The sequence below is a fragment of the Klebsiella sp. GW_Kp182 genome (assembly GCF_040062275.1).
In the GTDB taxonomy this organism is placed as follows: Bacteria; Pseudomonadota; Gammaproteobacteria; order Enterobacterales; family Enterobacteriaceae; genus Klebsiella; species Klebsiella michiganensis.
Map to the genome: position 1 here is coordinate 25361 of NZ_JBEAFQ010000004.1, position 19111 is coordinate 44471.

A 19111-nucleotide genomic window follows, 5' to 3' on the forward strand; every position below is an offset into this window, starting at 1 on the left:
ATTATCGCGCGGTAATTGAAACGATCGCGTAGCCGGAGTCGGTCTGGCGGAAGGTGAAATCGACCTGCTCTCCCACTGCCAGCTTTTTATCGTGGTTATCAGCGAGCGCAAAGCTCATGGTCATCGCCGGCCAGTTCAGCTCGGTAACCGGAGAGTGGGCAATCACGACGGCATCGTCGCGCCAGGCTTTAATGACCCCGCTGGCCGAATAAAGCGTGGCGGAATCATCCGCCTTCTTCATCTCCGGCATATCCGCCATGGAGGACATGGTGTGATGGTGCATCGCGGCGTCTTCCGCGCTGGCGGTAAATGCGCTGAAGGAAAAGGTCAGTACGCTGGTAATAAGCAGAAAAATAGAGGTCGAACGCATAATAAAGTCTCCGAAAAAAACATAAAGTCGCCCGCAGACCGGGCAGATCTGATGGATGTTTTTAACGGTGCGTTATTCCCTGAAACGGCAGAAGCGTATCTCAACCGGCGGACCGGTGACCGGCGGCGTGCGCCAGTCCATACGTTCAGCGCAGGTCTCCTGCTGCGGGGAAACCACGAGTAGCGCGGTTTCGGAGGGGAGCGCGTTCAGCTGTAGAGAGGTTAAAGAGTTAGGCTGCGCGGTATCGGGGTCGCAGTGCTTCTCACAGATAACTTTCTGGCCGACGTTTTCCATGCCGGGCATGTTCATCATGCCATCGACAATATGGTGAATCTGCACCTGCGGCGCCGCGGGCTGCTGCTGGCCGCCATGGTGCGCCGCGACGGCGAGCTGAAGGTTGAGCAGTAACCAACAGGCAATAACAAGCCCTGCGCGGATACGAAGCCGGCGCCGGGTTGCTTGTTTAAATAATGCCTGTAGTGACTGAATCATAGTGATATTCGCAATTAGACGACCGCTGGATTAAATCACACTCACTGCAAGAATTAAACGATATTTCAAAGAGAAAACTCCAGGTTAAATAGAATGAAGTTTCTCTATAAATATTTACACCAAAAAGGGATATCAGTATTTGACCTTCCCCTTGGGGGAAGGTGTATAGCCGGCGGATAATGTATTTAATAAAAAGCAAAAATGTTATTTATATGTAATTAGCAAAAGTGAACGCGATTATTATTCCAGCACCAACGTATCGCCGGTTGCCGGCGCGCTACTCTCCGCTAGCCACCAGCGCCCCCATGAACCGGTGCAGTGGCAGGCCATCACCTCCTCGACCTTCTGCTGGCGCAAGAACTGCTTTAGCCGACGTATCCCCCACGGCGGCGCGCTGCGCAGGTGAAGGCCGCCGATGATGGCGCGTATCCGCTGGACGCCGGTGATCTTCTGACAGTGGCGAATCGTATCGATCAATCCGCGATGTCCGCAGCCGCAGATAATGACTAACCCTCGCGTCGAGCGGTAGATCAGGACGCCTTCATCGACAATATAGTCCTCACCCTGGGATTGACCCGTCAGGAGGCCATAGGCACGCGGGTGAGCGACCGTAATCTCACCGGACCACAGCAGTCGTTCGCCGATCGCCACCGGCTCGCGGCTGTACTCCATGCGGTGGCGGGAGTAGTCGATGTCTCGCGACAGCTTTTTGACTTTCCAGTTGCGTCCTGCGAGAGATAACGCCGAGTAGCGGGTGAGTCCAATCTGCGGATGACAAATAATACGGCTGTTGTCCGGCAGCCACGGCACCCCGCCGCAGTGATCGTAATGTCCATGGGAGAGCACCGTGGCGGTCAGGTCAGATAAAGAGACGCCCATACGCTGCGCATTATGAAGAAACGTGCCGTCTGGCCCGGTATCAAACAGCACCCGGCTGGTTTCATCCTCCACAAGCAGGCTTAATCCGGGTTTCGCCTGCAGCAGGCTGTCCTGCCCCTTGCCAAGCCGGTTTTCGAGTAACACCTTAATGATTAACGCCATTTGATGACCATCCCCCTTGGTTTGCGACGCCTACTGTAGCCAACCGCTGGCGGGGATGCCGTGATGAACCCTGCATAAGGAAAAGTGACAGCGTCACAACAAAGTAACATATTGATTCTGTTTAGTTGCCAGATAACCATTGCCGTCTATGCTGATGAACGAGTTTCTCTTAACCGGAGCGCGCTATGGCAGACTGGAATCCTTCACTTTATTTGCAATTCGGGGCTGAGCGTACGCGGCCCGCCGCCGAGCTTCTCGCCCGCATCACCCACCATCCCGCCACGCTGGCCGTTGATCTGGGCTGCGGACCTGGCAACAGTACCGCTCTGCTGCGCGATGCCTGGCCAGATGCCACGATTATCGGCGTTGATAATTCTCCGGCCATGCTGGAAGAGGCCTCCCGGCGGCTACCGGACTGCCGGTTCGTCGAGGCGGATATCGCTACATTTCGCCCCGAGCGGCCGGCGGACGTGATTTATGCCAATGCTTCGCTGCAGTGGCTCACGGATCATCAGCGCCTTTTCCCATATCTGGTCAGCAATCTTGCGAAAAACGGCGTACTGGCGGTGCAAATGCCGGTGAACTGGCAAGAGCCCTCGCACGTGCTGATGCGTCAGGTTGCTGAAGAGCTGGGGCATCCGGCCAGTGGGCGGCAGCCGCTGCCGGATGTGTCGGAGTATTACGATATGCTGACCACCAGCGGCTGCGAGGTGGATATCTGGCGCACCACCTACCATCACCCGCTGGCATCGCACCAGGCCATTATTGAATGGCTACAGTCAACGGGCCTGCGACCGTTTTTACAACCGCTTGATGAACAGCAGCGCCAGGCGTTTCTCGGACGCTATCTGGAGCGGCTGAAACAGCACTATCCGTTACAGTGTAACGGAAAGGTACTGCTGCGATTTCCGCGCCTGTTTATCGTCGCGCGCCGCTAGCGCCATCGGAGTGTAAAAAGAGGGAGAGAACGCTACGGCGCAGGAAGCAGGCGCCGTAGGCCAGGTTTACCAGGACAGATGATGGACCAGAGAGAGATCCCATGCGGTGGCCAGCAGCGAAAGAAACATGATGAGGTTCACAACCGTCTCTATGCGTTTTTCCATTTTGTTACTCCTGAGTCGTTTCCCCTGTTTTACAGGGGAAATCTTAATAACTTCTTAATCTCAGATTTTCAGAGCGTCACGCGGTAACGAACATAGTCATCGGCGGGCGTAAATTCATCATACAGACGCCGGGCCGGATTATCAGTACGAGTGTGCCAGTACAGCCGCGACCACCCTTTCTCTTTCCCTTCCGCTTGCAGCGCCTGCATCAACGCCCTGGCGATGCCTTTTCCGCGCATCGGCGGGGCAACAAACAGATCTTCCAGATAGCAAACAGGCGTCTTTACCCAGGTGCCTTCGTGAAGGACACAAATCGCAAATCCAGCGATGTTGCCATCCGCCAGGGCAACCCGGCCCAGCATGGGAGAAGCGGAATCAAGCATCCGCTGCCAGGTATATTCCGTGACGTCGGATGGCTGCGGGCTACCGTAGAAACGGGTATAGCCTTCCCAAAGCTGTAGCCACTGCGCTTTGTCCTGCTGGCTCACTTCACGAATTTCAATGACCATGGGTCTCATCCCTCGTTTGGATAAGCCATTATTTTCCAGTCAGATAATTAGTTCAACCGCCGGGGGCACAATTCATCTTTTTCTCTTAATTGCCCCTGTTTCCGCTGCCGGACGAAATGGGCACAATCTTTCAGATCTGCGTTTATAAAAAAACACAGAAGTATGTTGTAACTAATGCGAATGCCAAACTAACCCGGCAGCTGCCGGGTTGAGAGTGATGCTCCATCGCTTCAGGAATGTGCCCGGATGAGTGCCGGGCGGCGGCTGACGCCTTACCCGGCCGACACGATCGACGCTATTCTGGTCGTCCGTCAGCGGACTTTAGAGTATCAGCATGATGGCTTAACGGCGGCGCGCATGCCGTCGCGCAGAATAGCATCCAGATCCTGCGTGACCCGATCAACCAGACCCGGCACTTTCGTCAGGTCCTGCTCCCAGTGGGATTCAACGGACAGTACGGCTTTTACCAACTCGCCGGTGGTGATTTGCGCATCCCGATGCTGGGCCCATAGCGCCTTATAGCTCTCCATCCATTCGGCATCATCCTGAACCGGATAGTTCTCACCGTTACGCTCGCCGCGATAAAAGGCGATCAGCGCCGCCAGCGCAAAGGTCAGGCGCGTCGGGAGAGCCCCCTCTTTCTTCTGGCCCGCCAGCAGCTGCGGCAGAATGCGGGTACGATATTTAGTCATGCCGTTCAGCGCGATAGACAGCAGCTGATGCTTGATGTACGGGTTACGGAAACGACCGGTTACCGCGCTGGCGAAGGACGCCAGCTCATCGCGCGGCAGATCGAGAACCGGAATAATCTCCTGATAAATCGCCTTCTCGACGAATGAGCAGATTTCCGCATCGTTCATCGCTTCGCCCACCGTATCCAGGCCTGCCTGGAAGGCGACCGGCACCAGCGCGGTGTGCGCGCCGTTAAGAATGGCCACTTTACGCTCTTTGTACGGTTTAATATCGTCAACAATCAGCACATTAAGCGGTAGCTTATCGAGGCGCAGCTCGGCGGCCAGGGATTTCGGCCCCTGAATGACAAACAGGTAGAAATGTTCGGCGGTATCGAGGAAGCCGTCTTTATACCCCAGTTGCTCTTCAATCTGCGCGGCTTCATCGCGCGGATAGCCGGTCACAATACGGTCTACCAGGGTGGAGCAAAAAGCGTTGGCTTCATCCAGCCATGCCACAAACGCTTCCGGCAGCGCCCACTCCTGCGCATAGCGCAGCACCAGTTCCCGCAGCGCTTCACCGTTATAATCAATCAGCTCGCAGGGAACGATGACCCAGCCTTTATCCGCCGCGCCGGAGAAATGGCTGTAGCGCTCAAACAGCAGGCGGGTCAGTTTTGCCGGATAGCTCACCGCAGGCGCATCGTCGAAGCGGTCGCCCGCGTGGTAGCTAATACCCGCTTCGGTGGTATTGGAAAACACAAACCGCATATCCGGGTTGTGCGCCAGCCGCAGCAGTTCATCGTAATCCGCATAGGCGCTGATTTCGCGGTTTACCGAGCGGATCAGACGCGCATCGCTGACCGCTTCCCCTTTCTCGTTCAGGCCGCGAATAATCGTGGTGTAGAGGCCATCCTGGGTGCTGAGCGACGGCGGGAATGAGCTCTCAATCGGACGCACGATCACCACCCCGGCATTCAGGTCGGTATGCTCGTTCAGCAGATCGATCTGCCAGTCGATAAACGCGCGCAGGAAGTTACCTTCGCCAAACTGAATGATACGTTCAGGGTACTGCGCGCCCGGGAAATCGCGACGGTTTAGTGTTTTCACAAGGGTTCCCTCATAGAGTAGTCATACAACCTGAGTAATTGGTCCAATAAGTTATCAGGTTTTTACGCAAGTGAAACCCTGTTTTGATCAAAGCTGTATGCAATATAAAATTTATGACAGAAATTTATAGAACAGCGATGTTGCCGTCAGCTCGCCGTCGGGCATCAGCGCATAGCGTGGAATTTCCCCGGCTTTTTCCCAACCACACTGTACATAAAAGTTTTCTGCTCCGCTGCCGGTCGCCGTATCCAGCACCAGAACGCTCTTACCCTGCTCGCGCGCGATGGCTTCCAGTCGGGCCATCAGCGCATTCGCCAACCCCTGACGCCGCGCACTTTGGTGAACCAGAAGTTTGGCGACATCGGCGCGGTGCGGCTGGTTTTCCGGCTGGTCGGTAATCAGCTGTACCGTACCAACAAGCCGCTGCTGCGCATCCGCTGCGGCGAGAACAATGCGCTCACCGGCGGCGACGCTCTGCGCCATTCGCAGCCAGAACGCCGTCGCGGTTTCCGGGGAAAAAGGCAGCATAAAGCTCACCGAGGCCCCGCCGTTGACGCAGCTGACGAGGATGTCGGTTAATTCAGGAAGGTGTTCAAGAATATCGTCACGCGACAGCGTGCGCAGAGAAAAGGATGTGGTCATAGGTAACTCCTTGAAATTGACCACATCACTATGTTTTTAACTTATATTTAACACAAGCGGAATTACCATCGTATTTTCTTATGTACGATTCAGACCATTTCTTGCGTAAAAATACGATTGCGTCCGGCTTTTTTTGCCCGAATCATAGAATCATCGGCGACCATGAGCAGCTGGTTGAACAGATCCGTTATTCTGGCTGAACCCGGCGCCCGGCTCTCCAGCCCCATGCTGATGGTCAGCTGGATCCTGTTTTGCCCCCAGGTGAAGGTTTGCGACTCGATGCCCTGGCGAATTTTTTCCGCCAGCAGCACTCCGTCCCGCGCGGATGAGGTCAGCGCCGCGACGGCAAACTCTTCCCCACCAATACGCGCCACCATGCCCTCTTCACCCACCAGCTGCCGCACCTGCTGAGCAAACTGGGCCAGCATACAATCGCCGCACTCATGGCCCCAGCGATCGTTAACCTGCTTGAAGCCGTCGATGTCGAGCACCATCACGGTGAGCAGCTCGTTTTCCGCGATCGGCTGACGTTTCAACGCTTCGCTTAGCCCGGAGCGAGAATAGACCCGGGTCTGGAAGTCGAAATCAGCGCGCAGGGCCAGCTGTTTGACCAGGTTATTAATCGCCTCAACGCTGGAAGCGACGATGATGGGGCTGATCAGCATCGCAGCAATCCCCAGGCGCGTTGAAAACAGCTGCCACGGCTGCATCCGGGTATCGGGGGAGAGATGGATAAGCGAGTTCGCCACCAGCAGAATTTCGCTAATCCCGGTAATAAAGGTCAACAGGCAGGTTAACGGTAGCGGATAGCGAATCGCGCACCAAATCAGCGCCGGTAACGGGAAGGTTATGCTCCCGGCCCCGCCCACCGCCACGCCGAGCACAATCGACAGCACCAGCGCAATCGCCGGCAACAGCTGACGCAGGCGAAAACGCCCGAACGCCGAAGGGAGCGTGAGGGTTAAAATGAACGGCAGGATCAGCACAGCAGTCGAAAACTGTTCGCTAAACCAGTCCGCCAGTTGGGGAATAAACGTGGCGCGTTCCACATCTACCGAACCCAGCGCCCCGACGGCCGCGCAGAGCAGCGCCGCCAGCAGACAGTAGCAAAACAGGCTTAGCGCATTTATCGGTCCCGGCATCGAATCAGCCCGGCGCTTATCCCACAAAATGAGCTGCGCCAGGGTGACGATAAAAACGATATTGGAGAAGTTGATCAGAAAGGAGGCGAACCCCATTCCCCAACGAGATGTTAAACCGTCATATACCAGCATGGCGGCAAAACAAACGGCGTAAAAATAGCTGCGATTTAGCCAGATATAACGCGCAAAAATCCCCGCCATTACCGCGTTCAGCGGCCAGAAGAACGACAATTCTTGTACCAGACGCAGCATCGCGCCAAAGAAATGCAGTAGTAGCGTTAAAGTGAACAACACCAGCGCATCACGCACGGGCTGTTCCTCACGAAACAGCGTGAATGACCGAATCGACAGTGGAGACATTCATGATTATCCGTCTAATTGTTTCAGGCAATTATTATGTTAATAATTAGTAAGCGGTTCATCATATCATGAGAATAATTATCAGGCATATACCGCCGCCCGATGAATTACGGTCTGCTGCGGTCCGGCGAATTCATCTGGATCACCAGCCAGTGGTGAATCACCTGCACCACGTAGCGCTGCTCTTCGTCGCTGAGGCCGCGCCCCCGCGGGATCGCGTGCCACTTTTCCAGACAGCCGCGACAGCAGGTCGCGGTGGCATGCTGGGCGATAAACACCGGATGTCCGCGCATCGGGGTCTGCTTACCGTCGTTAGGAATTTGCGCAGGGGCCAGCCGACTGGCGATAAAGTCCGCCGCGTGCTGGTCGATAACCTCCGCGCCCTTATCATAACAATACTGCCGTTCTTTCACGCCGAGGCGAAAACGGGAGCGAAAAGTGGAGCGCTGCAGGCGGGCAAACAGGTTTTCTATGGGCACCATCAGAATACCGACCTCCCCAGTTTTTGAGTGAGTTTTTCCAGTAAAGCGATCCCGGCCAGCGAGTTCCCGGCGTCATCGAGCTCCGGGCTCCAGACCGCAATCGCCATCTCCTGCGGAACGATGGCCACAATCCCGCCGCCGACGCCGGATTTCGCCGGTAAACCGACGCGCCACGCAAACTCACCGGCGTTCTGATACATGCCGCTGGTCATCATCAGCGCGTTGACCTGCCGCGACTGAATGGGGGCGATAACCGGCGTCTCAAGGTGCGGAGCGATACCTCGGTCGGCAAGAAACAGAAAGGTGCGCGCCAGCTCTACGCAGCTCATCTCCAGCGAACAGTAGTGGAAATAGTTTTGCAGCACCGTGGCGACATCGTTATGGAAATTACCGAAGGATTTCATCAGCCAGGCTATCGCGGCATTGCGCGCCGAATGGTCGAACTCCGAGCGGGCAACCACCGGGTCATAGGCGATATCGCCCACACCGCTCAGACGACGCACGATTTCCAGCATCCGCTGGCGAGGCGCGCTGAGACGACTTTGCAGCATATCGCAGACCACCAGCGCCCCGGCATTAATAAACGGGTTGCGCGGTTTGCCTTGTTCAATTTCCAGCTGCAACAGCGAGTTGAAAGGCTGGCCGGAGGGATCTTTACCCACCCGCTGCCAGATCTCCTCTTCCTGATAGTGGTTCATCGCGACCACCAGGCTCAGGACTTTCGAGATAGATTGGATAGAGAAGCGCTCGTGCGCGTCGCCGGCGCTGTAGTGCTGACCGTCGACCGTACAGATAGCCACGCCGAGCTTATCGCCGCTGACGCTGGCCAGCGCCGGAATATAGTCCGCCACTTTACCGCGACCAATCAGCGGCCTGACTTCAGCCAAAATGGCATCGAGCATTGCGTTATTCATTACCGTCGCCACGCGCGGCTCCTTGCCAACAACAAAATTCGGGCGGTAATTATAGGCGCACGGGACGCGAAGAAACAGCCTCTTTCTCGCCCTCGCGTCGCCAGGGGGATGGTTCGCTCGTCAGCGGGGCGCCTGCCCGGGCTACCAAACCCGCAAATCGCACGAATCGGTAGCCCGGGAAAGGCGTTAACCGCAACCCGGGGATTTTTCCGCAGGCTAGCGGCGATCTCTCCAGACGGTCTGCACGTTGCAGAATTCATGCAGACCAAAATGGGAGAGCTCGCGGCCAAATCCGCTTTTCTTCACGCCGCCGAACGCCACGCGGGCATCGCTGGCGCAGTAGCCGTTGATAAACACTCCGCCGCACTCCAGCTCATCGGCAAAACGCTGGGCCTGCGCTTCACTGGTGGTGTAAACCGTTGCTGAAAGGCCAAATTCGCTGTCATTAGCCAGCGCCAGCGCGTGATCGGCATCGCGGGCTTCGGTAATCGTCGCCACCGGGCCAAACAGCTCCTCGCGGAAACCGGTCATCTCCGCGGTAACGTTTCCGAGCACCGTCGGCGCGTAGTAGTTGGCGGCGCCTTCGATTTTTTCCGCCCCCAGCAGCAGGGTCGCCCCCTCTTTTAGGGTCGCGCTCACCTGCTCGTGCAGCTCATCGCGCAGATCGAACCGCGCCATCGGCCCAATATAGTTCTGCTCATCGCGCGGGTCGCCCATTTTCAGCGCGGCAGCAGCGGCGACAAATTTCTGCGTAAAGGCCTCGGCGATGCCCGCTTCGACGATAAAACGCTTCGCCGCGGCGCAGACCTGACCGGTATTCTGGTAGCGACCTATCACCGCCGCTTTCACCGCCTCGTCAAGGTCGGCATCGTTAAGCACGATAAAGGGATCGGAGCCGCCCAGCTCCAGCACGCATTTTTTCAACGCCGCGCCGGCCTGTGCGCCAATGGCCTTCCCGGCGCGCACGCTGCCGGTGACGGTCACCGCGGCGATGCGCGGATCGTTAATCATTTGCGAAACACCATCGTTGGTGGCGTTCACCCAGCCAAAGACGCCGTCCGGCACGCCCGCAGCGGCAAAAATTTCGCCGATCATCGCCGCGCTGCCCAGCACGTTTGGCGCATGCTTAAGCAGATAGCTGTTGCCCGCCAGCAGAATGGGCACCGCGCCGCGCAGCACCTGCCACACCGGGAAGTTCCACGGCATGACAGCAAGGATAGCCCCCATCGGGCGGTACTCAATCACCGCTTTATTGTCTTCAACCAGCGTCGCCTCGGTATTGAGCATCGCCGGGCCGTGTTCAGCATACCAGTCACAAAGATTGGCGGATTTAGCCACTTCGCCGCGCGCCTGGGCAATCGGTTTACCCATTTCGCGACTAATCATTTGCGCCAGCGCTTCGCCACGGGCGCGCATCGCGCTACCGACGTTACGCAGCGTCGCCGCGCGCTCCGCCACGCTGACGTTGCGCCACTGACGATACCCCTGTTCCGCAAGGGCAATGGCCGCATCGACCTGCTGTTCGCTGGCCCAGGGCACAGACGACAGCGTTTCACCGGTGGTCGGACTCACGGAAATCGCATGAGTAGCAGATAAATTCATCGTTTTTCTCTCTGTGTTGATTGCGAAGTGACCTTATTCTGGCTTACCCTTCCTTTCATTAAAAATGAATAATATTAAGCAACCCATTCACAAAAGAAGAACACAATGGATCTGACCCAGCTTGAGATGTTCAACGCCGTCGCCAGCACCGGCAGCATTACCCAGGCCGCGCAGAAGGTGCATCGCGTGCCGTCAAACCTGACCACACGCATCCGCCAGCTGGAGGCGGATCTCGGCGTCGAACTGTTTATTCGCGAAAATCAGCGGCTGCGGTTATCCCCCGCCGGGCACAGCTTTTTACGCTATAGCCAGCAGATCCTCGCCCTTGTTGATGAAGCGAGGATGGTGGTCGCCGGAGATGAACCTCAGGGGCTGTTTTCGCTCGGCTCGCTGGAGAGTACCGCCGCCGTGCGCATTTCCCCTACCCTGGCGCATTTTAATCAGCGGTATCCCAAGATTCACCTGGCCCTCTCCACCGGTCCTTCCGGCACCATGATCGACGGCGTACTTGAGGGAAATCTGAGCGCAGCGTTCGTTGACGGTCCGCTGGTGCACCCGGGGCTGGAGGGGTTACCGGTATTCCCGGAAGAGATGATGATCGTCGCGCCCTTTGGCCACCCGCCCATCGCCCGCGCCAGCGAAGTGAACGGCGCCAGCGTCTACGCATTTCGCGCCAACTGCTCCTATCGCCGTCATTTTGAGAGCTGGTTCCACGCCGATCGCGCCACCCCGGGGCGGATCCATGAGATGGAGTCCTACCACGGGATGCTGGCCTGCGTCATTGCAGGCGCCGGACTGGCGCTGATGCCGCGCAGTATGCTGGAGAGTATGCCGGGCCATCAGCAGGTATCCGCCTGGCCGCTGGCCGAAGAGTGGCGCTGGCTGACGACCTGGCTGGTCTGGCGGCGCGGGGCGAAAACTCGCCAGCTCGAGGCGTTTATAGCGCTGCTGAACGAAGATCGACAAGCAGCAGCTTCTCCATAAAAATGCTTAACGGATCCGGCTGATACGGCGCAAAGGCGCTGCGGGTCTGGTAGCCATTGCGCGTGTATAACGCGACGGCGGCGTGCTGATGGATGCCCGTTTCCAGGCGTACGGTATGGCATTCGCGATTTATCGCCTCTTTCTCCAGCGCCGCCAGCAGTTTTTCCCCCAGCTGCTGGCCGCGATGGGCCGGGTGAATAAATACCCTTTTCATCTCGCCAACCCCCTCTTCGCCGAGCACGATGGCCCCACAGCCGACGGCCCGGTGCTGCGCATCGCGGATAATGAGCGCGATGACCGACGCCGCCGGTAGCGCGCTCAGGTCGATAAGATGATTGCTTTCCGCCGGGTAGAGCGTCTGCTGGTATGCGTCCAGCTCGGCAATTAAGGCGGTCAGATCCGGGTGATTTAGCGGGGTCGCGGCGATAGTGTACATAAAGAAGCTCCTTTTTTGAGCGTACTGTAGCGCGGGGCGTCCGCGGAGCCGCCATAGCATTAACTTATAGCTTCTGACCCGACTTGCGCTCCCCCCTTGAGAGGCAGTAATTTTGCGACATAACGTCTTTTATCAGGAAAATACGATGAATACCAAAGCGCGCAAGGTGATGATTATCGGGGCCGGAAACGTCGGCGCCTCAGCGGCCTACGCCCTGTTAAACCAGAATATTTGCGAGGAGCTGATCCTTGTCGATCTCAATAAACCACGCGCCGAAGCGCACGCTCAGGACCTGAGTGACGCTGCCGCCTACATGCCGGGCATGATGACCATTTCCACCCGGGAAGCCAGCGACTGCGCCGATGTCGATATCGCGGTCATCACCGTTTCCGGCGGCGCGCTCAAGCCGGGTCAAACCCGACTGGACGAACTGACCAACACGGCAAAAATCGTTAAAAGCATCGTCCCGCAGATGATGCGCGGCGGCTTCAACGGCATCTTTTTGGTTGCCACCAACCCCTGCGACATCATCACCTGGCAGGTGTGGCAGCTTTCGGGCCTGCCGCGCGGCCAGGTGCTGGGTACCGGCGTCTGGCTGGACACGACGCGCTTACGCCGGGTACTGGCCCAGGCGCTGGATATCGGCGCGCAAAGCATCGACGCCTTTATTCTTGGCGAGCATGGCGATACCCAGTTTCCGGTGTGGTCACACTCGGCGGTTTACGGCTCCGCCATCGCCGATGTTTACCACAAACATACCGGCCAGGCTCTCGACCGGGAGCTGATTGCCGAAAAAGTGCGCAAGCTGGGGTTTGAGATTTACGCCGGCAAAGGCTGCACGGAGTACGGCGTCGCCGGAACCATCGCCGAAATCTGCCGCAATATTTTCACCGGCAGCCATCGCGCGCTGGCGGTGTCGTGCATTCTTGACGGGGAATATGGCGTAACCGGCGCGGCGGCTGGCGTTCCCGCGGTGCTGACGCAAAGCGGCGTGCAGCAGATTATTGAGCTGCAGCTGGCCGATGATGAAGCGGAGAAATTCCGCCACTCTATCGAAGTGATTAAAGCCAATATCGCCCGTCTACCGTGATGGTCTATTTTCCCTGCGGGTTTCGCAGAAATAGCGCGCAGGATAAGTTTGCCGTGTAACCCACTCGGATTCGGGATCGGCGGGTCTGTTGCCGATCCCGTTTTATGATGAAGGGTGAGCTAGCGTAGCGTTATTACGCCATTTAAATAGGTCACCGCCTGGCCGCTCATCAATACGCGTTTTCCTTTCAGCTCGCAGCGCATATCGCCGCCGCGCGCGGAAACCTGACGCGCCAGCAGCTGAGTTTTACCCCGCTTTGCGCTCCAGTAGGGGATCAGCATAGTATGCGCCGAACCGGTTACCGGATCTTCCCACACCGCTTCACCGGGTGAGAAAAAGCGGCTAACGAAGTCATATTCCCCGCTGCCCGCGGCGGTCACGGTCACTTTATGTTCGCCAGGCGTCATCGCAGCAATATTCGGCCGCAGGGCTTCGACCTGCTCACGGGAGGCCAGTTCGATAAGCCATGCGCGCCCCTTGCGGGCATGCAGGTAGCGCTCAATCCCCAGCGCGGAGAGCATCTCCGCGGGCGGCTCGCGCTCTTGCGTTTCTCCCGCCGGGAAATCCAGGGTCAGCCAGTCGCCCTCGCGGCTCACGGTCAGCCGACCAGAAGCGGTCGCAAAGTGAATCAGCGCATCAGGATAATCCAGGTGATGAAATATCACGTGCGCGCTGGCAAGCGTGGCGTGGCCGCAGAGATTGACCTCATTGCGGGTGGTAAACCAGCGCAGCGCAAAACCATCGCTCTCAGGTACCACAAACGCGGTTTCCGACTGGTTGTGCTGCTGCGCCATTTTGAGCAGCAGCTCATCCGGCAGCCACTTTTTAAGCAGGCATACCGCAGCCGGGTTGCCGGAGAAAGGCTGGTCGCTGAACGCCGCCACCAGATAAAAAGGAATTTCCGTCACCGTCCCTCCTTAACGAAGCGTAATCGTGCCGATTAAGTAGGTGGTCGCCTGACCGCCGATCAGAACCCGGTCGCCCCGCCACTGGCAGCGCAGGTCGCCGCCGCGGGCCGACATCTGCCGCGCCTGCATATCCGTTTTGCCGAACTTCTCGCCCCAGTAGGGAATCAGCATACTGTGCGCCGAGCCGGTGACCGGGTCTTCCGCCACCGCCTCGCCCGGACAGAAGAAACGGCTGACAAAGTCATACTCTTCGTCCGGGGCGCTGATACAGATCATTTTGCCGAGGCGCTCAAGCAGCTGCATATCCGGACGCACCGCCTCCACCTGCTGGCGGTCGGCTAAAACCACCAGGTAATCACGCGCCACGCGGACTTCCACCGCGTCGCTCAGCCCCAGCCCGGCCAGCAGCTCCGCAGGCGGCTGCTCAACGGCGGTCGTCGCCCAGGCTGGGAAATCCAGCGTCAGCCAGTCGCCGCTGCGCGTGACGCGAAGCTCACCGACAAAGCGGGTACTAAATACGATTGTCGATGAGGGGTGGTCAAAATATTCAAAAATGACGTGCGAGGCCGCCAGGGTCGCGTGGCCGCAGAGGTTGATTTCGTACAGCGTGGTAAACCAACGCAGCTCATACCCCTCATCCGTACGCACAAAAAACGCGGTCTCCGACTGATTGTGCTGCTGCGCCATTTTCAACAGCGTTTCGTCCGGCAGCCATTCGGTCAGCGGGCAAACGGCCGCCGCGTTGCCGCCAAAGCTCCGATCGCTGAAGGCATCAACCAGATAAAAGCTAATTTCCTGCATTATTCTGTCCCTCTGTTTTTTTACTTATCGATAACATGACATAAACGTGAGAAATCCACACGTTTAATAGAAAAATTAATCCGTTAGTGCCGAAAATCTGGCTGAAGATAAAATGAGATGTGGATCACAAAATGGTTGTATTTTCAGCAGCAATCGTTTTAAGATCGTCCCACTTCTTTCCTCTTTGTAACCAGCCCTGAACTTATGATGACAAATACGGTTTCACGCAAGGTCGCGTGGCTGCGCGTAGTCACGCTTGCGATTGCGGCATTTATCTTTAATACCACCGAATTTGCGCCCGTGGGCCTGCTGTCGGATATCGCCGACAGCTTTGGCATGGAAACGGCGCAGGTTGGGATTATGCTGACGATCTACGCCTGGGTTGTCGCCCTGATGTCGCTGCCCTTTATGCTGCTGACCAGCAAGATGGAGCGCCGTCGCCTGCTGGTTGGCCTGTTTATCCTGTTTATCGCCAGCCACGTGCTGTCGTTCCTGGCCTGGAACTTCAACGTGCTGGTGATCAGCCGTATCGGTATCGCCTTTGCCCACGCGGTGTTCTGGTCGATCACCTCGGCGCTGGCTATACGAATGGCGCCTGCGGGTAAACGCGCGCAGGCGCTGAGCCTGATTGCCACCGGTACCGCGCTGGCGATGGTCTTCGGTATCCCGATTGGCCGTATCGTCGGGCAATACTTTGGCTGGCGCACCACGTTCCTGGTCATCGGCCTCGGTGCGCTGGTTACCATGGTGTGCCTGATCAAGCTGCTGCCTAAGCTGCCGAGCGAGCACTCAGGGTCGCTGAAAAGCCTGCCGGTGCTGTTCCGTCGCCCTGCGCTGCTGAGCATCTATTTACTGACGGTGATTGTGGTGACCGCGCACTATACCGCCTACAGCTACATTGAACCGTTCGTTCAGACGGTCGCCGGCCTGAGCGGCAACTTCGCTACCGTGCTGCTGCTGACCCTGGGCGGCGCGGGCATCGTCGGCAGCATCCTCTTTGGTAAGCTCGGCAACCTGCATGCGTCCGGGTTAATTAACGCGGCGATTGGCCTGCTGCTGGCGTGCCTGCTGCTGCTGCTACCCGCCTCGCACAACGCCAACCACCTGATGCTGCTGAGCGTCTTCTGGGGCGTGGCGATCATGATTATCGGTCTCGGTATGCAGGTCAAAGTGCTGGCGCTGGCGCCGGACGCGACCGACGTGGCGATGTCGTTATTTTCGGGGATCTTTAATATTGGCATCGGCGCGGGCGCGCTGGTGGGCAGCCAGGTCAGTACCCATCTGTCAATGGCGTCCATTGGCTATGTCGGGGCGATCCCCGCGGTCGTCGCGTTAGTGTGGGCGGTGATGATTTTCCGCCGCTGGCCGGTGTCGCTGGAAGATCAGCAGCCGCATCACTCCTGATCGTGCTGCTAAAAAAAACCTGCCGGTCGTGAGATCGGCAGGTTTTTTTACGTCTGGTATCAGTACGGCGATGACCGTCAGGCGTGATAAGTGGAAATAATCTCCAGCACGCCGTTAATAATAAACTGCACGCCCATACAGACCAGCAGGAAGCCCATCAGGCGGGAAATCGCCTCAATGCCGCCCTTCCCGACCAGACGCATGATTGCCCCGGAGCTGCGGAGACAGCCCCACAGGATAATCCCGACCAGGGCAAAAATAATCGGCGGCGCGACCAGCACAACCCAGTCCGGGAAGCTCGCCCCGTGCTTTACCGTAGACGCTGAGCTGATAATCATCGCGATTGTCCCCGGCCCTGCTGTGCTCGGCATCGCCAGCGGAACGAAGGCGATATTCGCCGTCGGTTCATCCTCGAGCTCTTCCGATTTCAGCTTAGCTTCCATCGAATCATGGGCTTTTTGCTGGGGAAAGAGCATGCGGAAGCCGATAAAGGCGACGATCAGGCCGCCGGCAATACGCAGACCGGGAATCGATATTCCGAAGGTGTTCATCACCACCTGGCCGGCATACCAGGCGACCATCAGGATGGCGAACACATAAACCGAGGCCATCAGCGACTGACGGTTACGCTCGGCGTTGTTCATATTCCCGGCCAGGCCAAGGAACAGCGCCACGGTAGTCAGCGGGTTCGCCAGCGGTAGAATCACTACCAGTCCCAGGCCTATCGCTTTAAAAAGATCCATCATAGTGAATTAAGGTCCTGTCAATATTGGATTATCAAAAAAATGACGCGTGCTGAGTATATCGTCTGTTGCCAGATTGTACCCGTTCTCCTCAGGACGCATTCACCCTTCCTTCAAATCATAAGATAACAACGTGAAATAGAGTGACCTGCCTCACAACAATTCGTTTTAGCAAATCGTGGCATCGGCTAATTCATCAGGTTGACTTATATTTGCCTAGGCAATAATATCTCCCGCAACTAAGTCATTGCCTGGGCAACCATTGTGAAAAGTACAAGCGACCTGTTTAACGAAATGATCCCTCTTGGCCGCTTGATCCAGATGGTTAACCAGAAAAAAGATCGCCTGCTCAACGATTATCTCTCGCCGATGGATATTACTTCCACCCAGTTCCGGGTGCTCTGTTCCATTCGTTGCGAAGTGTGTATTACCCCCGTTGAGCTGAAAACCGTGCTTTCGGTCGACCCAGGCGCAATGACGCGCATGCTCGACCGCCTGGTCTGTAAAGGCTGGATTGAACGGTTACCCAACCCGACTGACAAGCGTGGCGTGCTGGTACAGTTAACGCCAGACGGCGCAGCCCTTTGTGAGCAATGTCATCAGGTTGTGGGTCAGAAATTGCACCAGGAACTAACAAAAAATCTGTCGACGGATGAAGTGGCCACTCTTGAGTGTTTACTCAAAAAAGTTCTGTCGTAATAAGAAGAGGTAAGATGATGTCCAGACGCAATAACGACGCCATCACTATCCATAGTATTTTGTCGTGGATCGAGGATAACCTGGAATCGCCCCTGTCGCTGGAGAAGGTTTCAGAGCGCTCAGGTTACTCCAAGTGGCACCTGCAAAGAATGTTCAAGAAAGAGACCGGTCACTCGCTGGGACAGTATATCCGCAGCCGTAAGCTGACCGAGATCGCGCAGAAGCTGAAGCAGAGCAACGAGCCTATCTTATACCTGGCCGAACGCTATGGCTTTGAATCGCAGCAAACGCTGACGCGAACTTTTAAGAACTATTTCGATGTTCCGCCGCACCAGTATCGTATTACCAACGTGCCGGGCGAGTCGCGCTACCTGCTCCCATTAAATAACTGTTGTTAACCGCCTGCAAAAAGACGTATTGAGGAAATCATGAAACTATTCGCTTCCGCCGCCATCGTGCTATTGGCGCTGGTCTCGAGCCAAAGTTATGCGGAGCAAACCAGCACCCCGGTTCGCCACAACAACCGGGATGCGATGATTATTCCTTCCGAACATAATGATTCGCCTTTTGATTTCAATCACATGGCCTCTGGCAGTGATAAATCAGATGAACTGGGCGTGCCCTATTACAACCAGCAAAGCCTGTAAAATCCCTTTAGCCCCGTGACCGGGGCTTTTTTTTACCCCCGCGCCATGCCCGGACGCACGATCCGCAGGCCAAATACGTTGATATACAGCCCGGCCATAATCAGTACCGCGCCCAGCAGCTGCAGGCTATTCAGCGTCTCGCCGAGCAATAAGGCCGCGCTGGCCATCCCGACCACCGGCACCAGCAGCGACAGCGGCGCCACGCGCCAGGTTTCATAGCGGCCGAGCAGCGCCCCCCAAATACCATAGCCGACGATAGTGGCAATAAACGCCAGATAGAGCAGCGACAGGATCGTCAGCAGGTCGATATGCAGCAGGCTTTCCGCCATGACCTGCGGGCCGTCGAGGATCCACGACGCCAGCATAAACGGCAGCACCGGGATCAGCGCGCTCCATACCACCAAAGACATAATCGGCGGCCGGCTCGCATGCGACATAATTTTCTTGTTGAAGATATTGCCGCAGGCCCAGCTCAGCGCCGCGGCCAGCGTCAGCATAAAGCCCACCAGCGGGACATGCTGGCCGCCGAGGCTGGCTTCGACCAGCACCAGTACGCCGAAAATCGCCAGCGCGATCCCCGCCAGCTGTTTCCCCTGCAAACGTTCGCCGAAAATAAACGCCCCGAGAATGATGGTGAAAAAGGCCTGCGCCTGCAGCACCAGCGATGCCAGTCCGGCAGGCATGCCGAGGCTAATCGCGCAGAACAAAAACGCAAACTGACCGAAGCTAATCGTCAGGCCGTAGCCCAGCAGCAGGCTCAGCGGAATTTTTGGCCGCGCGACGAAGAGCAGCGCCGGGAAAGCCACCAGCAAAAAGCGCAGTCCGGCGAGCATCAGCGGCGGCATATTATGCAGCCCCACCTTGATCACCACGAAATTCAGCCCCCATACCACCACCACCAGCAATGCCAGCAGCCCGTCTTTACGCGTCATACCCGCCTCGGTTGTTATTGGAATTTTTG

Annotated in this window: 22 protein-coding genes; 7 read left to right on the forward strand and 15 right to left on the reverse strand. The window is 57.1% G+C overall.

Annotated elements, in window-relative coordinates; translation table 11 throughout:
* Position 1 precedes the first annotated feature (1 nt).
* The 3 genes from ABLU88_RS05670 to ABLU88_RS05680 form a co-directional block, all read right to left on the reverse strand.
* Positions 2 to 370, reverse strand: a complete 369-nt coding sequence (locus ABLU88_RS05670; protein ID WP_014229479.1) for a copper-binding protein — start codon at positions 368 to 370, stop codon at positions 2 to 4.
* A gap of 72 nt (positions 371 to 442) precedes the next feature.
* Positions 443 to 862, reverse strand: a complete 420-nt coding sequence (locus ABLU88_RS05675; RefSeq protein WP_004851141.1) for a hypothetical protein — start codon at positions 860 to 862, stop codon at positions 443 to 445.
* Between the two features lie 240 nt (positions 863 to 1102).
* A complete protein-coding gene (locus ABLU88_RS05680) occupies positions 1103 to 1903 on the reverse strand; it encodes an MBL fold metallo-hydrolase (protein WP_143439715.1) in 801 nt (266 codons plus the stop codon).
* 185 nt (positions 1904 to 2088) lie between these two features.
* Between ABLU88_RS05680 and tam the strand changes: the two genes are divergently transcribed.
* A complete protein-coding gene (tam, locus tag ABLU88_RS05685) occupies positions 2089 to 2841 on the forward strand; it encodes a trans-aconitate 2-methyltransferase (RefSeq protein WP_187228215.1) in 753 nt (250 codons plus the stop codon).
* Positions 2842 to 3074: 233 nt separating this feature from the next.
* On the opposite strand, the gene ABLU88_RS05690 is transcribed toward tam, so the two are convergent.
* The 7 genes from ABLU88_RS05690 to sad form a co-directional block, all read right to left on the reverse strand.
* Positions 3075 to 3515, reverse strand: coding sequence for a GNAT family N-acetyltransferase (locus tag ABLU88_RS05690; RefSeq protein ID WP_025105746.1), 441 nt, complete (start codon positions 3513 to 3515; stop codon positions 3075 to 3077).
* A 329-nt stretch (positions 3516 to 3844) separates the two neighbouring features.
* Positions 3845 to 5296 (reverse strand): tagaturonate reductase, encoded by a 1452-nt coding sequence (locus ABLU88_RS05695; protein WP_348836211.1) that lies wholly within the window; start codon positions 5294 to 5296, stop codon positions 3845 to 3847.
* 111 nt (positions 5297 to 5407) lie between these two features.
* The gene (locus ABLU88_RS05700; RefSeq protein WP_316534676.1) at positions 5408 to 5938 is read right to left on the reverse strand and encodes a GNAT family N-acetyltransferase; all 531 of its coding nucleotides are present in this window, start codon (positions 5936 to 5938) and stop codon (positions 5408 to 5410) included.
* Between the two features lie 89 nt (positions 5939 to 6027).
* On the reverse strand, positions 6028 to 7440 hold the full coding sequence (locus ABLU88_RS05705) for a GGDEF domain-containing protein (RefSeq protein WP_004851155.1): 1413 nt from the start codon (positions 7438 to 7440) through the stop codon (positions 6028 to 6030).
* A 107-nt stretch (positions 7441 to 7547) separates the two neighbouring features.
* Positions 7548 to 7922 carry a DUF4186 domain-containing protein gene (locus ABLU88_RS05710; RefSeq protein WP_004851158.1) on the reverse strand — a complete coding sequence of 125 codons (375 nt, stop codon included), beginning with the start codon at positions 7920 to 7922 and terminating at the stop codon, positions 7548 to 7550.
* Complete coding sequence (glsB, locus tag ABLU88_RS05715; protein WP_014229486.1) at positions 7922 to 8848, reverse strand: glutaminase B; 927 nt, start codon at positions 8846 to 8848, stop codon at positions 7922 to 7924. The genes ABLU88_RS05710 and glsB overlap by 1 nt, the downstream gene beginning before the upstream one ends.
* 204 nt (positions 8849 to 9052) lie before the next feature.
* Positions 9053 to 10438, reverse strand: coding sequence for a succinate-semialdehyde dehydrogenase (sad, locus tag ABLU88_RS05720; RefSeq protein WP_348836212.1), 1386 nt, complete (start codon positions 10436 to 10438; stop codon positions 9053 to 9055).
* A gap of 105 nt (positions 10439 to 10543) precedes the next feature.
* Between sad and ABLU88_RS05725 the strand changes: the two genes are divergently transcribed.
* Positions 10544 to 11422 carry a LysR family transcriptional regulator gene (locus tag ABLU88_RS05725; protein WP_004851166.1) on the forward strand — a complete coding sequence of 293 codons (879 nt, stop codon included), beginning with the start codon at positions 10544 to 10546 and terminating at the stop codon, positions 11420 to 11422.
* Here the strand turns inward: ABLU88_RS05725 and ABLU88_RS05730 are convergent.
* Positions 11376 to 11858: a GNAT family N-acetyltransferase gene (locus ABLU88_RS05730; protein ID WP_032749021.1), complete on the reverse strand. Its 483-nt coding sequence runs from the start codon at positions 11856 to 11858 to the stop codon at positions 11376 to 11378. The two genes, ABLU88_RS05725 and ABLU88_RS05730, sit on opposite strands and share 47 nt — an antisense overlap.
* Before the next feature lie 145 nt (positions 11859 to 12003).
* Between ABLU88_RS05730 and ABLU88_RS05735 the strand changes: the two genes are divergently transcribed.
* The gene (locus tag ABLU88_RS05735) at positions 12004 to 12948 is read left to right on the forward strand and encodes an L-lactate dehydrogenase (protein ID WP_048263402.1); all 945 of its coding nucleotides are present in this window, start codon (positions 12004 to 12006) and stop codon (positions 12946 to 12948) included.
* 119 nt (positions 12949 to 13067) lie between these two features.
* On the opposite strand, the gene ABLU88_RS05740 is transcribed toward ABLU88_RS05735, so the two are convergent.
* The gene (locus ABLU88_RS05740) at positions 13068 to 13856 is read right to left on the reverse strand and encodes a PhzF family phenazine biosynthesis protein (RefSeq protein WP_116280550.1); all 789 of its coding nucleotides are present in this window, start codon (positions 13854 to 13856) and stop codon (positions 13068 to 13070) included.
* A 9-nt stretch (positions 13857 to 13865) separates the two neighbouring features.
* On the reverse strand, positions 13866 to 14657 hold the full coding sequence (locus tag ABLU88_RS05745; RefSeq protein WP_116280551.1) for a PhzF family phenazine biosynthesis protein: 792 nt from the start codon (positions 14655 to 14657) through the stop codon (positions 13866 to 13868).
* 204 nt (positions 14658 to 14861) lie between these two features.
* On the opposite strand from ABLU88_RS05745, the gene ABLU88_RS05750 reads away from it, so the two are divergent.
* Complete coding sequence (locus ABLU88_RS05750) at positions 14862 to 16061, forward strand: sugar transporter (RefSeq protein WP_025105754.1); 1200 nt, start codon at positions 14862 to 14864, stop codon at positions 16059 to 16061.
* Positions 16062 to 16138: 77 nt separating this feature from the next.
* Here the strand turns inward: ABLU88_RS05750 and ABLU88_RS05755 are convergent, their stop codons facing one another.
* Positions 16139 to 16807 carry a MarC family NAAT transporter gene (locus ABLU88_RS05755; RefSeq protein WP_004119839.1) on the reverse strand — a complete coding sequence of 223 codons (669 nt, stop codon included), beginning with the start codon at positions 16805 to 16807 and terminating at the stop codon, positions 16139 to 16141.
* A gap of 261 nt (positions 16808 to 17068) precedes the next feature.
* On the opposite strand from ABLU88_RS05755, the gene marR reads away from it, so the two are divergent.
* The 3 genes from marR to marB are packed head-to-tail and all read left to right on the forward strand — an operon-like array spanning position 17069 to position 18150.
* A complete protein-coding gene (gene marR, locus ABLU88_RS05760) occupies positions 17069 to 17503 on the forward strand; it encodes a multiple antibiotic resistance transcriptional regulator MarR (RefSeq protein ID WP_004102349.1) in 435 nt (144 codons plus the stop codon).
* Positions 17504 to 17520: 17 nt separating this feature from the next.
* Positions 17521 to 17901, forward strand: coding sequence for an MDR efflux pump AcrAB transcriptional activator MarA (gene marA, locus ABLU88_RS05765; protein ID WP_004102351.1), 381 nt, complete (start codon positions 17521 to 17523; stop codon positions 17899 to 17901).
* A gap of 30 nt (positions 17902 to 17931) precedes the next feature.
* Entirely contained in the window at positions 17932 to 18150 is a 219-nt protein-coding gene (marB, locus tag ABLU88_RS05770) for a multiple antibiotic resistance protein MarB (protein ID WP_004851184.1), read from the forward strand.
* Positions 18151 to 18182: 32 nt separating this feature from the next.
* Here marB and eamA read toward each other — a convergent pair whose 3' ends face one another.
* Positions 18183 to 19082 (reverse strand): O-acetylserine/cysteine exporter, encoded by a 900-nt coding sequence (eamA, locus tag ABLU88_RS05775; RefSeq protein ID WP_014229493.1) that lies wholly within the window; start codon positions 19080 to 19082, stop codon positions 18183 to 18185.
* Between the last annotated feature and the right edge of the window lie 29 nt (positions 19083 to 19111).

Excerpts from the sequence above, each read along its gene's own strand:
- ABLU88_RS05670 (WP_014229479.1), bottom strand. The coding sequence starts at position 370 with ATGCGTTCGACCTCTATTTTTCTGCTTATTACCAGCGTACTGACCTTT.
- ABLU88_RS05675 (WP_004851141.1), bottom strand. The coding sequence starts at position 862 with ATGATTCAGTCACTACAGGCATTATTTAAACAAGCAACCCGGCGCCGG.
- ABLU88_RS05680 (WP_143439715.1), bottom strand. The coding sequence starts at position 1,903 with ATGGCGTTAATCATTAAGGTGTTACTCGAAAACCGGCTTGGCAAGGGG.
- tam (WP_187228215.1), top strand. The coding sequence starts at position 2,089 with ATGGCAGACTGGAATCCTTCACTTTATTTGCAATTCGGGGCTGAGCGT.
- ABLU88_RS05690 (WP_025105746.1), bottom strand. The coding sequence starts at position 3,515 with ATGGTCATTGAAATTCGTGAAGTGAGCCAGCAGGACAAAGCGCAGTGG.
- ABLU88_RS05700 (WP_316534676.1), bottom strand. The coding sequence starts at position 5,938 with ATGACCACATCCTTTTCTCTGCGCACGCTGTCGCGTGACGATATTCTT.
- ABLU88_RS05705 (WP_004851155.1), bottom strand. The coding sequence starts at position 7,440 with ATGTCTCCACTGTCGATTCGGTCATTCACGCTGTTTCGTGAGGAACAG.
- ABLU88_RS05710 (WP_004851158.1), bottom strand. The coding sequence starts at position 7,922 with ATGGTGCCCATAGAAAACCTGTTTGCCCGCCTGCAGCGCTCCACTTTT.
- sad (WP_348836212.1), bottom strand. The coding sequence starts at position 10,438 with ATGAATTTATCTGCTACTCATGCGATTTCCGTGAGTCCGACCACCGGT.
- ABLU88_RS05725 (WP_004851166.1), top strand. The coding sequence starts at position 10,544 with ATGGATCTGACCCAGCTTGAGATGTTCAACGCCGTCGCCAGCACCGGC.
- ABLU88_RS05730 (WP_032749021.1), bottom strand. The coding sequence starts at position 11,858 with ATGTACACTATCGCCGCGACCCCGCTAAATCACCCGGATCTGACCGCC.
- ABLU88_RS05735 (WP_048263402.1), top strand. The coding sequence starts at position 12,004 with ATGAATACCAAAGCGCGCAAGGTGATGATTATCGGGGCCGGAAACGTC.
- ABLU88_RS05745 (WP_116280551.1), bottom strand. The coding sequence starts at position 14,657 with ATGCAGGAAATTAGCTTTTATCTGGTTGATGCCTTCAGCGATCGGAGC.
- ABLU88_RS05750 (WP_025105754.1), top strand. The coding sequence starts at position 14,862 with ATGATGACAAATACGGTTTCACGCAAGGTCGCGTGGCTGCGCGTAGTC.
- ABLU88_RS05755 (WP_004119839.1), bottom strand. The coding sequence starts at position 16,807 with ATGATGGATCTTTTTAAAGCGATAGGCCTGGGACTGGTAGTGATTCTA.
- marA (WP_004102351.1), top strand. The coding sequence starts at position 17,521 with ATGTCCAGACGCAATAACGACGCCATCACTATCCATAGTATTTTGTCG.
- marB (WP_004851184.1), top strand. The coding sequence starts at position 17,932 with ATGAAACTATTCGCTTCCGCCGCCATCGTGCTATTGGCGCTGGTCTCG.
- eamA (WP_014229493.1), bottom strand. The coding sequence starts at position 19,082 with ATGACGCGTAAAGACGGGCTGCTGGCATTGCTGGTGGTGGTGGTATGG.